Below are 12,182 nucleotides of genomic sequence, written 5' to 3'. Positions count from 1 at the left end.
CAGTATCATACTGGCGTTTTTTGTTTCACTGCGATGCACACCGCACCAAGGCACTATTAACTGCTTGGTGGGGTTGCACTCGGCGCACTTGATTTAGACGATGCATTCGATATAACAGCGGGGGTTCCGGCTGTCGCAAATTTTCCGCGAGCGTCGTCACTCATTGCTGAATATGTGCGAGGCTCAGGCATATCCACGGATTTTGGATTCGCCATCGGATGAGAGAAGCGTGCTAGCGGCGCTTTAATCGTTTGACTAGACGCTCGCATTACCGAAGAGGCTGATGATGCACTTTCAGTTGTTTGTGCTGATTGTGCTTCAGCGGGTTTACTTTCCACCGGTTCACTTTCAACCGGTTTATTATCCGTCGGTTCAGTCGCTATTGTTTCAGCCTGAGCTGCCACGTCAGATGGCGTGTCGTGGGCGTCAAACGCAAGCTCCGGTTGCTTAGGCTCTGATTCTGCTGTTGCTGCACTGTCTTTGTCTGCTGCAACTTCAGCTTTTGCTGCTTTAGTTGAGCGTCTAGGACGGCCGCGCTTTGGCTTGGTAACTTCAGGTGCTTCAGCGCTAGCTTCAACACTTGCAGGCTCTTCAGTATTTGATGGCGCTTCAACCGGCGCTTGATCTGCTTTGGCATCGGCTACAGGCTCAACTGCTTTTGCTTCAATAGGAGCTACGTCGCTTGGCTGTGTATTGACGTCTGCTGCGACTGCAGGTGCCTTTTCAATAGCTGCCTCAGGCGCGACTTCAGGAGTGCTGACCGGAGCGACTGGTGCTACAACCGCGCCTTGCTCTGCAACTTCACTGGCTTTGGCGTCATCTGAAACCCTAACACTTTGTCTTGCTGGTCGACGACTGCGACGTTGAGTAGGCGCTTTTTTGCGCGCTTCTTTTTTAGGTGCGTCAGCTGACTCTGGTTTTGCCTGAGTCTCTTGCTGCGTCTTTTCTACGTTCTCGACATTGGCTTTGTCACGCTTGTCGGCGTTTCTGTTTTGACCGCCACGTTTATTGCGCGGTTTATTGCGCTCGCCTCTATCTGCATTTGCATCTGTATTTTTGCCATCGGCTTCAGCATTTTCATTGCGATCTTGTCTATTACGAGGACCGCCGGTACGACGCTTATTGTTACGCGAAGACGAACGTTTGCGCTGAGGATGCGTTTTCTTCGGTGGCGGAGTAGGCTCTGTAGCAAATAAGCCAGATAACCATTTGCCGAGTTTACTGACGAGTCCTGGCTGTTTTACCGTTTCAGTTGAAGCGGGAGCGGGTGCAGCGGCAGGCGCTTGTGAAGGTGCACTCATACCTTGAAGAACAGGCTCTTCACGCTTAACGGTTTGTGTTGATTTGGTGTCGGCAGCGCTTTCTGGCTCTTTTACCAGTTCAACGTTATAACTGATATCGTTCACAATTTCTGCGCTCTTTCTGCGAAGAATTTGATAGCGAGGAGTGTCTAAGTTTGGATTAGGAATAATCAATAAGTTAACTTTATGATTCACCTCTAAAGCGGCGATGTCGCTGCGCTTTTCATTGAGCAAGTAAGTGGCTACCGCGACAGGAAGCTGTGCTTCGATTTGCCCGGTATTGTCTTTTATGCACTCTTCTTCAATGATACGCAGTACCGAAAGTGCTAGGGATTCATTACCACGTATCGTGCCGTGACCATCACAACGAGGACAAACGTTATGTGCAGATTCGCCTAACGAAGGGCGCAAACGTTGACGCGACATTTCAAGTAAACCAAAGCGAGAGATTTTGCCAAGCTGAATGCGGGCTCTGTCGCTTTCTACCGCTGCTTTCATGCGGTTTTCAACTTCACGCTGGTGCTTAACTGGGGTCATATCGATAAAATCGATAACGACCAAACCACCGGCATCACGCAAGCGTAACTGTCTGGCTATTTCGTCTGCCGCTTCTAAATTCGTATTAAAGGCGGTTTCTTCAATATCACCGCCTTTAGTTGCACGAGCGGAGTTAATATCAATAGAAATAAGCGCTTCTGTAGGGTCAATCACAATTGAGCCACCAGAGGGTAGACGCACTTCACGTTGAAACGCAGACTCAATCTGGCTTTCGATTTGGTAATGCGAAAACAGCGGTACACTGCCTTGATACTGTTTAACGCGGCTTACAAAGTCTGGTCTGACAACTTCGATATGCTGCAAAGCCTGCTCGTATATGGCAGGGCTATCGATAAGTATTTCACCAATGTCACGGCGCAAATAGTCACGTATTGCTCTGACAATCACATTACTTTCTTGGTGAATAAGGAAGGGGGCGGGCTTAGATTCAGCCGCTTCTGAGATTTTTTCCCAGTAATGAAGTAGAACGCTTAAGTCCCACTTTAATTCTGCCGCTGATTTACCAACACCAGCGGTTCGTACAATGAGGCCCATGCCGTTTGGCACTTCTAGCTCACTCATGGCGGATTTTAAATCGGTGCGCTCATCACCCTCTATGCGACGCGAAATACCGCCGGCTCTAGGGTTGTTTGGCATAAGTACGAGGTAGCTTCCCGCTAACGAGATGAAGGTGGTGAGGGCTGCGCCTTTTTGGCCGCGCTCTTCTTTATCGATTTGCACGATAACTTCTGTGCCTTCACGAATAACTTCTTTAATATTCGGGCGACCTTCAAACTTGTAGCCTTTGGGGAAGTAGGTTTTAGCAATTTCTTTAAGAGGAAGGAAACCGTGGCGGTCAGCGCCATAATCAACAAAGGCGGCTTCTAGGCTGGGCTCAACGCGAGTGATGGTGCCCTTGTAGATATTTGCTTTCTTTTGTTCGTGTCCGGGACTTTCTATATCGAGGTCGTAGAGTTTTTGGCCATCTACTAAGGCAACACGCAACTCTTCTTGCTGAGTAGCGTTGATTAACATACGTTTCATATTGTCTAGCTCTGTTATTTACCAGACCTAGCAGCAAACAAATACACAGCAGAATCTCGCGATTGTGCTAAATACGGCATCAAATTGTACAAAACATTTTGTTTTGTGAGTGACAATGATTCATTTCGTTTTATCTTCTCCAGCGGTAACTTCTAATACCCCGGAGGTAAATCTGTTTGCTATTCGGTCAAGTATGACGTCATGGTATTGGCTTAAATGACTAGCTGTAATGCTTCGCTTGTGCGATAACCATCATTTAAACATCTAAAAAAAATTATGTGCAATGTACTCGCGTCTTTAATAATTCAGCGAATTTGCTATTTGATTGCGCCAAGTCTTTTCACTTGGTCTTAGGGCGTTTGCCCACATATCGAGCAACCAAATCACACAAGACGTGATACTATCACAGAAACTTAACGCTAGATATCGAAATGTCGAGAAAATTTACAAGTATTGCAAGGTCTTATGACAACTTCCTACGATAAAGTGCAATTTGTTCGCATAGAAGAAGATGAGCAACATCAGCGCATCGACAATTATCTCATGCGAGTGCTAAAAGGTGTGCCTAAAAGCAAAATTTACCGGATTTTGCGAAAAGGTGAAATTCGCGTGAATAAAAAGCGGGTTAAGCCCGAGTACAAACTACAAGCTAACGATGAGATTCGTATTCCACCTGTGCGCCTTGAAGCGCCAGCGGCGGTAGATGTCTCTGCGCAGCAAGTCGCATACTTAGAATCCGCGATATTGTATGAGGACGAACGACTCATTGTGCTTAACAAGCCCTCTGGCGTAGCAGTGCATGGCGGCAGTGGTTTGCATTACGGTGTGATTGAAGGTTTGCGTATTTTACGTCCTAACGCGCCTTTTCTCGAGCTGGTGCATCGTTTAGATAGGGACACTTCAGGCTGTTTGCTGATTGCAAAGAAGCGCTCAGCCCTTCGTCATTTGCACGAACAGTTACGCAATAATCAAGTCGATAAAATTTACCACGCATTGGTGAGCGGCACTTGGCCAAAAAACCGAGGAAAGGTAAAAGCGCCACTGTATAAAAACACCCTTCAAAGTGGAGAGCGCATGGTGCAGGTAAGCGATGAAGGTAAACCTAGCGAAACCCACTATCGTGTGCTTCAAACCTATACTCACAGTACCTTAGTAGAGGCCAAGCCAATTACTGGCCGCACTCATCAAATTCGGGTGCACTGTTTACATGCGGGGCATCCAATTGCCTGCGATCCTAAGTATGGCGACCCTGAGTTTGATAAACGTATTAAAGGACTCGGTTGCAAACGATTGTTTCTTCACGCATCAAAAATACGCTTTATTCATCCGAGAACGGAAGAGCAGGTATCGTTTTTTGCTCCTTATGACGACAAGTTAAGCATGTTAATAGAGGAACGTTTTGATGCGCTATAGCCATATTATTTTCGACTGGGATGGCACAGTCATGGATTCTGCGGCAAAAATTGTCTCATGTATGCAACTCGCCGCTATTAAGACGGGTTTACCTGTGCCAAGTAGTGAGGCGGTAGAGCACATTATTGGGATCAGCTTACGTCCCGCAATTGCTCAACTGTTTGCTATTGACTTAGAGCGCGCTGAAGTCGTGGCTTCTCACTACAAACAAATTTTTATAGAGCAAGATCAAACACCCAGTCCATTATTTGACGGGGCTATTGACACTCTCAACAGTCTCAAGGAATCACATGTGCTTGGGGTGGCCACCGGTAAAGCGAGACGCGGACTGGAAAGGGCCTGGTCTCACAGCGACACCAAACATTACTTTTCAGCATCGAGATGTGCAGATGAGGCAGAATCAAAACCTTCCTCTGACATGTTGATACAGTTAATTGATGCGTGGCAGGTACCACCTGAGTCGGTGTTGATGGTGGGCGATACGGTTTACGACATGCAGATGGCGCAAAATATCGGCATGCCCCGTTTAGGTGTCTCTTACGGCGTGCACTCATCAGAATCGCTTTTAGAGCATCAGCCAGTGGGCGTTATAGATGAATTTAGTGAGATATTGAATTATATTTAAACTAAACCCGATATGCGAAGCCTTATTAGCGTGTTTAAAAAATAGGGGAACATGATGTTTCATATAAAATTAGTAGGCTTTATTGCGCTTTTAGTAATAGCCAATACAGCATCAGCGCAGGCTGTGAGAACCATCGCCGTGACAGGCGAAGCAACGCATCAAGTGACCCCAGATGCATTTAAGATGCATTTCACATTCGAGCGTCGCGGTGAAGATTTAGTCGGTATTAAGCAAAAGGTTGACGACGATGTACTAGATGCAACCAAGATGTTACTTGCATTGAGTGTAAAAGAAGAAAACATTCGCTCGATGGATGTCACGGTGTATCCATGGTTTGAAAATAAAGAGCAACAACGCACCCAACGGGGCTTTGTTTATCGTCGTACGGTGTATTTCACGCATCACGACATTGATGCTTTTGACGCTCTGATTGAACAGGTATCTGCGCTCAAGCCTCAGCAAATTAGTCAGCTTGAACTGATTAATACCAATATTGAAAAAATCAAGCGCGAACTGACTAATGAAGCCCTCAAAGATGCACGTGAAAAAGCAAAAGAGATGGCCAAGGTAATGGATATGGAAGTAGGGCATGTTATGTTTATGAGCGATGGGACCAACCCGCCTGAACATATGTTTGAAAGCCGAGGACGCATGCTAATGGCCACCGCTTCTGATGGTTCGCCCTCGTTGCCCGGTGAAAATACGATACGCACTCAAGTAGAAGTCGTCTTTGAACTTTTTACAGTCAGCCACACTAAACGTTAAGCAAGAGTTATTTAAGTAAACACAATATGACCGACAAACAAGCGCTCTATCATACCCTCGTCCAGCAGGCAGGCTCCATTATTCATGGGGAAAAGGATTTAATTGCAAACATGGCAAACTTAAGTGCCTTGCTGTTTAATCAATTAGCCAACGTCAACTGGGCAGGTTTTTATTTATATAAAGAGGGGGAGTTGGTATTAGGCCCCTTTCAAGGGCAAGTAGCCTGTATTCGAATTGCCATGGGCAAAGGAGTGTGTGGGACGGCCGCACTATCAAGAACGACTCAACGCGTAGATGACGTGCATGATTTTGCCGGTCACATTGCTTGTGACGCAGCCTCTAACTCAGAAATCGTTATTCCAATCGTGATAAATGATGAGTTAATAGGGGTGTTAGATATCGATAGCCCAATTTTTAGTCGTTTTGATGAAGACGATCAAAAAGGCTTAGAACAACTCGTTGCATGTTTTGTTGAGCATTATCATGTGATGCAACTGAGCAGTGTATCTTGAAGCACGTCGTTGATATTCATATGGTGCTCAGTACACCTGAAGATATGGATGACTGGCACGATGACCCTAGTCTTGCGAGTGATCAACTCAATGAAATTTTGCACATGGTGTATGACCGTGCAGACGAGGATATTGAAACAGATAAGTTAGAGAAATTGCTTTCAGATACATGGGAGTACTGGCATCGAGACCAGCATTTAGGTGATATTGAGGTTGACGATTTGCTCGATTGGGTGGATCATCTGTTCAATACTTGGAATAATGCCAACTTAGATGGCGATAACACAGCGATAAAAGACTAATTGATGGAACAACAAAAATTGACGAACGTAAAAGAGGCCTTGGCGTATTTGGCTGAGCGATTTCCTAAGTGCTTCGTCCTCAACGGGGAAGTAAAACCCCTTAAAATAGGCATATTCCAAGATCTTGCAACTGAACTGGGCGAAAGTGAAAACTTTAGTAAACGCCTTCTGAGAATGTCTTTGCGCCATTATACAAGTGGATGGAAGTACCTATCATCAGTTAAAGAGGGTAATCAGCGCGTTGACTTATTTGGCGAGCTTGGCGATATAGTCGAAGCTGAACATGCACAGCATGCCCAAGAGCAGCTCAAAGAAAGCAAAGCAAAAGCAGCTGAAAAACGAGAGCAGCAAAAGCCCGCCCGCAAGCCGCAAGCGCGAAAAGCATCTCGTGGCAAAAGCATTGATAGCACATCAAACAAGCGTTCAAACACACAACGTAAACCAAACGCACCGGCGCAAACTAAGATGCAGGTTGCTCCATTGACTGAAGATGGGTTAAAAGTAGGCTTGAAAGTATCGGTGAAAGTCGGCAAACAGCCCATGCCCGCAACGGTGACAGAGGTCGGTAAAGACGGTGTGTTTGTGCAACTTAATTCAGGTATGACGGTCAAAGTGCAACAACAACAGTTACGTGCACTTATCGAATAGGCGTTTTAAAAAGGTAATATAGATGCAGAGAAGTCAGATGAAGCAATTTTCAGTACGAGTCAGTGTTTTAGCAGTTTCTGCATTACTTTGCATAGGGGCTTTACAGGCTGAACCTACTAGCGAAGTCTTTACTTTACCTGAGCTAAATCAAGAGAAGCAGCACTCTATCGCTGCCAAAAGAATATCTGACTTATTTACCCGAGCGCATTACAAGAAAGTCAAAATTGATGATGCCTTGTCTGAAAAAATGTTTCAGCGGTATTTAGATGCTTTAGACAACAGTAAACACTTTTTTATGGCCTCTGATATCGATGCCTTTGCTGTCAATAAAGACAAATTTGATGAAGCTATCCGCATTGGCAACCTGGACATTGCTTATGACATGTATTCCCTCAACCTCGAGCGCCGTAAAGAACGCTTCGAATACGCACTTACTTTGTTAGACGAGCCTTTTGATTTCTCAAAAGAGGGGGATAAGTTCTATTACGATAGGGAAGAGGCAAATTGGCCTGTTACTGAAGCGGAGATTCAAGAGCTATGGCGTCAACGTGTTAAGTACGATGCGCTTAATCTGCAGTTAGCGGATAAAACATGGGAAGAAACCCAAGAGGTCTTGAAAAAACGCTATAGCCTTGCAATTAAACGCCTCGGTCAAACTAAAAGTGAAGACGTGTTTCAGGCGGTGATGAACTCGTTTGCCAGAAGTATAGAGGCTCACACTAGCTATTTATCACCTCAGCGAACCGAACGCTTTCAACAAGACATGAATCTTTCCCTTGAAGGCATTGGTGCTATGCTGCGTATTGAAGAAGAGCATACAACCATTATCAGTGTCGTCCCTGGTGGGCCAGCGGACAAATCAGGCGCGATTAAGCCTTCAGACAAAATTATTGGCGTGGCACAAAAAGACGATACTTCCTTTACCGATGTGGTCGGTTGGCGTTTAGACGATGTCGTTGACCTAATCAAAGGGCCAAAAGGTAGTGAGGTCACATTGCAGGTGCAAAAAGGCGGAACCGACACTAAAAACATTGTCGAAGTTGCTATTGTACGTGACAAGATTAAGTTAGAAGACCGCGAAGCGAAATCAAAAATCATTAACCCCTTAGAAGGTCCGAACGCCGGTAAGAAGATAGGCGTCATCGAAATACCGTCTTTTTATCATCAGCTACACGTTGATGTCATTGCGTTGCTAGATGAATTAAAAGCAGAAAACGTTGAAGGGATTATTGTTGACCTGCGCGGTAACGGCGGCGGCTCGTTGCCCGAGTCTGTTGCGCTAAGTGGCTTGTTTATCGATAAAGGTCCGGTGGTTCAGATTCGTCATGAAAGCGGGCATATAGAGGTGAATCGAGATAAAGATGGTATCGTTCAATACGATGGCCCTTTAACCGTGCTAGTCGATAGATTCAGCGCGTCGGCCAGTGAGATCTTTGCAGCAGCCATGCAAGACTTTAATCGAGCAATCATCATCGGTGAACAGACATTCGGTAAGGGTACTGTGCAACAGCATCGTTCACTTGGCCGAGTATATGACTTCTTTGATAACAAACTCGGTGCAGTGCAATACACAATGGCTAAGTTTTATCGCATCAGCGGTGGAAGTACTCAGCACAAAGGCGTACTGCCAGATATCCTATACCCGTCTGCAATCGATCCAGAAGAGTGGGGTGAAAGCCGAGAAGAAAATGCGCTCCCGTGGGATAGTATTCAACGCGCGAACTATTCAACCCTTCCTGATACTCGCAATACCATCGATGTGCTTACAGCCAAGCATGCTGCGCGTACGATGAAAGATCCAGAGTTTCAGTATATATTTAAAGATATTGAGCAATACAATCTCGATAAAGACAGAAAATATATATCACTCGTAAAGGCTGAACGTCTTGCAGAGCGCAAAGAAAATGAAGTAAAACGATTAGAGCGTACCAATGAGCGTCTTAGTCGCTTAGGGTTGCCATTGTTAGAGTCGCTAGATGGAGATTTACCAGAGGCACTTGAAGAAATCGACCCGTTTTTAACAGAAGCCGCTAATATTACGTTTGATATGATTGAATCTGGAAGTTACGCGTTTAACACTCGGTCTTAAAAAAATAACAATACCGAGAATAATAATAAAAAGAGGTAGTTATGGCGGCACGCGGCCTGTTCACATCTCGGATCGGCTTTATTTTAGCCGCTGCCGGGTCTGCGGTTGGTCTTGGGAATATCTGGGGCTTTCCAACTAAGGTCGCTGAAAATGGCGGCGCAGCATTTGTACTGATGTATCTGTGTATGGCCTTTTTATTGGCCTACCCAGTTTTAATGGCTGAACTTATCATTGGCCGAGCCAAGCGCGCAAACATGATTGATGCTTTGCGCAGCATATCTGGCAATGCCTTTGGTACTATTACCGGCAGCGTTGGTGCCATCACCGTTATCTTTATCCTCGCTTTTTATAGCATCGTTGCCGGTTGGATGCTCTCTCATCTTGTTGATGCACTTCTTAGTGTCATTACCGTCGACATCCCTTGGTTTACTGCCGACTCGAGCGTACGCAGTTTAATTTTCATGGTGATATTCCTGATTGTTACTGCAGTGGTGGTAAACGGTGGCGTAAGCGGTGGCATCGAAAAGTGGTCTGTGCGGTTGATGCCGACGTTATTGATACTCATTGTGTCTCTCATCGTGTATGTCAGTTTTCAAAACGGTGCACTTGAGGGTTGGCGAGTGTTTCTCATCCCCGATGTAGAGCGTGTGCTCTCGCCCGATCTGATGATTGACGCCATGGGTCAAGCGTTTTTCTCTATGTCTCTAGGGGTTGGCACGATGCTGGTATATGGCTCGTATATACAATCTCAAGAAAGCCTGCCAAAACTGGGAGCCTCGGTTGCTTTGGTCGACATTGGGGTTGCTATTTTAGCGGGAATGTTAATTATTCCTGCGATGTATGTGGCGCTAGCGAACGGTGTTGAAATATTTTCTGAAGGCAAGTTAATAGAGGGCCCAACCCTTATTTTTCAAGTGTTGCCATCGTTGTTCACCACCATGGGGGTTGTTGGCACCGTCGTAGCATCTGCCTTTTTCTTGTTGATGAGTATTGCAGCATTAACGTCGTCTATCTCGATGCTAGAAGTGCCTGTGGCATTCTTAGTGGATAATAAAGGCATGCGCCGCAAAAAAGCTACCATCATCTTGACAATACTGGTGTTTGTTTTAAGCGCAACCATTGTGCTTAACTTTGAGTTGTTGTTTGGGCTGGTTATTACCGTTACTAATCAATACAGTCAGCCATTATTAGGGTTAGTATTGTGTATTTTTGCTGGCTGGATATGGCGACGCAATGAGATTTTAGACGAGTTGAAACAAGGAAGTGCTGACATTGAGAACAGTTTGTTCTGGAAAATTTGGCCTTGGTATGTAAAGTTTGTCTGTCCAGTGGTGATTGCTACCATGTTCTATCGTTCGATAATGTAAGGCTAAGCTAATATGAGCACAGATATAAAAAAACCGACACTCACCGATGCCTTAATTCCCATTGTCATGCTTGTTGTCCTAATGGGCAGTGCCGTCTATCTATTCGGCGATGCATCTTCCTACGGCCCAAATCAAATAGCCTTGTTAATTGGCATGTTCTTAGCGGCCATCATCGGTTTAAAAAATGGTCACACATGGGAATCCATTGAAGAGGGCATGGTTAACGGCATATCTATGTCATTAGGCGCTTGTTTAATCTTATTGGCGGTTGGTGCTCTGATTGGCACTTGGATGTTGGCCGGCACTGTCCCTACGTTGATTTATTATGGACTATCGATGCTCAGCCCGACGTTTTTCTATGCTGCATCTGCAGTCATTTGTGCGGTGGTAGCCATGAGTATCGGTAGTTCATGGACAACTGCTGCGACCATCGGTGTTGCGTTGATTGGGGTAGCCAGCGGCATGGATTTATCACTTGCCATAACCGCAGGCGCGATTGTTTCAGGCGCTTATTTCGGTGACAAGCTTTCACCCTTATCCGAAACCACCAATTTAGCCCCTGCGATTGCTGGTACAAACCTCTTTGAACATATCAAATATATGATGTGGACGACCATACCGAGTTTTTGCATTGCGCTTATCCTGTTTTCACTCCTTGGCCTGCAAGAAGATATCGCAAGCACTACCTCTCGAATCGAGCAAATGCAGGTGCTGCTCCAGCAAGAGTTTCATATTGCTTGGTATAACCTGATTCCACTTTTCGTATTGTTGCTTTTAGCCGTAAACAAGATGCCAGCATTTCCAGCGGTGTCGATTGGCGCGGCACTCGGTGCGATCTGGGCACTCATTTTTCAAGGAGAAGTCGTCTCTAACATGTTGGAAACGGATTTTTCTGATTTTATCACCAAGCTGATGGTGGTGTGGACCGCCATGTTTGACGGCGTAAGTTTTACAACCCCCGATGATAACTTGAACGACCTATTATCACGCGGCGGGATGTCAAGTATGCTCAATACGATTTGGCTGATTATCTGCGCCATGTCGTTCGGTGCAGTACTAGAGCGAGTAGGGTTGCTAACAGCGATCGTATCCACTGCATTGAAAGGCGCGCATAGCGCCGGTGACATGGTGTCTAGAACAATACTAACGTGTATTGGAACTAATCTTGTTACTGCAGACCAATACATTAGTATCGTGATGCCTGGGCGCATGTATAAAAAAGAGTTTGAAAAACGTAACCTACATCAACTCAATTTATCACGCAGCCTTGAAGACGGTGGTACCATTACATCACCGCTCATTCCATGGAATACTTGTGGTGCCTACATGCATAGCGTTCTCGGTGTGCACCCGTTTAGCTACATATTCTACGCTTTCTTTAACCTTCTGAACCCTATTTTGGCTGTTATATATGCTTATGCGGGAATAAAAATCCTGCGTTTAGAACCACCAAAAGTAGAATTGCGTACAACATATAAGGCGTAGAGCTACGCCTTGAAAAGATGTACCCGCAGTCATACTCGAGTGCATCGCTTATGCTTAAGGGTTTTCATTTTATTCTCATTCTCCACTAGGGGTC

10 protein-coding genes are annotated in these 12,182 nt (G+C 45.5%); 9 read left to right on the top strand and 1 reads right to left on the bottom strand.

The window, feature by feature from the left end:
* Positions 1-56: 56 nt before the first annotated feature.
* Entirely contained in the window at positions 57-2,882 is a 2,826-nt protein-coding gene (gene rne / locus KJ365_RS02335; RefSeq protein WP_214449995.1) for a ribonuclease E, read from the bottom strand.
* Between the two features lie 465 nt (positions 2,883-3,347).
* Here rne and rluC point away from each other — a divergent pair, with 465 nt between their 5' ends.
* Genes rluC through nhaC form a run of 9 tightly spaced genes read left to right on the top strand, consistent with a single transcriptional unit; the run spans position 3,348 to position 12,088 of the window.
* Complete coding sequence (gene rluC, locus KJ365_RS02330; protein ID WP_214449994.1) at positions 3,348-4,295, top strand: 23S rRNA pseudouridine(955/2504/2580) synthase RluC; 948 nt, start codon at positions 3,348-3,350, stop codon at positions 4,293-4,295.
* Positions 4,285-4,920, top strand: a complete 636-nt coding sequence (locus KJ365_RS02325) for an HAD family hydrolase (RefSeq protein WP_214449993.1) — start codon at positions 4,285-4,287, stop codon at positions 4,918-4,920. The genes rluC and KJ365_RS02325 overlap by 11 nt, the downstream gene beginning before the upstream one ends.
* Positions 4,921-4,971: 51 nt before the next feature.
* On the top strand, positions 4,972-5,685 hold the full coding sequence (locus KJ365_RS02320; protein ID WP_214449992.1) for an SIMPL domain-containing protein: 714 nt from the start codon (positions 4,972-4,974) through the stop codon (positions 5,683-5,685).
* A gap of 26 nt (positions 5,686-5,711) precedes the next feature.
* The gene (gene msrC, locus KJ365_RS02315) at positions 5,712-6,197 is read left to right on the top strand and encodes a free L-methionine (R)-S-oxide reductase MsrC (protein WP_214449991.1); all 486 of its coding nucleotides are present in this window, start codon (positions 5,712-5,714) and stop codon (positions 6,195-6,197) included.
* The gene (locus KJ365_RS02310; protein WP_214449990.1) at positions 6,194-6,499 is read left to right on the top strand and encodes a hypothetical protein; all 306 of its coding nucleotides are present in this window, start codon (positions 6,194-6,196) and stop codon (positions 6,497-6,499) included. Before msrC ends, KJ365_RS02310 begins: the two co-directional genes overlap by 4 nt.
* A complete protein-coding gene (gene proQ, locus KJ365_RS02305) occupies positions 6,500-7,147 on the top strand; it encodes an RNA chaperone ProQ (protein WP_214449989.1) in 648 nt (215 codons plus the stop codon).
* A 37-nt stretch (positions 7,148-7,184) separates the two neighbouring features.
* Positions 7,185-9,236, top strand: a complete 2,052-nt coding sequence (prc, locus tag KJ365_RS02300; RefSeq protein WP_214449988.1) for a carboxy terminal-processing peptidase — start codon at positions 7,185-7,187, stop codon at positions 9,234-9,236.
* A 41-nt stretch (positions 9,237-9,277) separates the two neighbouring features.
* Complete coding sequence (locus KJ365_RS02295) at positions 9,278-10,603, top strand: sodium-dependent transporter (RefSeq protein WP_214449987.1); 1,326 nt, start codon at positions 9,278-9,280, stop codon at positions 10,601-10,603.
* 12 nt (positions 10,604-10,615) lie between these two features.
* Complete coding sequence (gene nhaC / locus KJ365_RS02290; RefSeq protein ID WP_214449986.1) at positions 10,616-12,088, top strand: Na+/H+ antiporter NhaC; 1,473 nt, start codon at positions 10,616-10,618, stop codon at positions 12,086-12,088.
* Positions 12,089-12,182: the final 94 nt, after the last annotated feature.

The sequence above is a fragment of the Glaciecola sp. XM2 genome (genome assembly GCF_018595715.1).
Taxonomy (GTDB): Bacteria; Pseudomonadota; Gammaproteobacteria; order Enterobacterales; family Alteromonadaceae; genus Glaciecola.
The sequence above is the reverse complement of the archived record's forward strand: the minus strand, read 5'-3'. Positions and strand labels throughout refer to the sequence as shown.

Bases quoted from the DNA above. Each gene is read 5' to 3' on its own strand.
- rne (WP_214449995.1), bottom strand. From the start codon at position 2,882: ATGAAACGTATGTTAATCAACGCTACTCAGCAAGAAGAGTTGCGTGTT.
- rluC (WP_214449994.1), top strand. From the start codon at position 3,348: ATGACAACTTCCTACGATAAAGTGCAATTTGTTCGCATAGAAGAAGAT.
- KJ365_RS02325 (WP_214449993.1), top strand. From the start codon at position 4,285: ATGCGCTATAGCCATATTATTTTCGACTGGGATGGCACAGTCATGGAT.
- KJ365_RS02320 (WP_214449992.1), top strand. From the start codon at position 4,972: ATGATGTTTCATATAAAATTAGTAGGCTTTATTGCGCTTTTAGTAATA.
- msrC (WP_214449991.1), top strand. From the start codon at position 5,712: ATGACCGACAAACAAGCGCTCTATCATACCCTCGTCCAGCAGGCAGGC.
- prc (WP_214449988.1), top strand. From the start codon at position 7,185: ATGAAGCAATTTTCAGTACGAGTCAGTGTTTTAGCAGTTTCTGCATTA.
- KJ365_RS02295 (WP_214449987.1), top strand. From the start codon at position 9,278: ATGGCGGCACGCGGCCTGTTCACATCTCGGATCGGCTTTATTTTAGCC.
- nhaC (WP_214449986.1), top strand. From the start codon at position 10,616: ATGAGCACAGATATAAAAAAACCGACACTCACCGATGCCTTAATTCCC.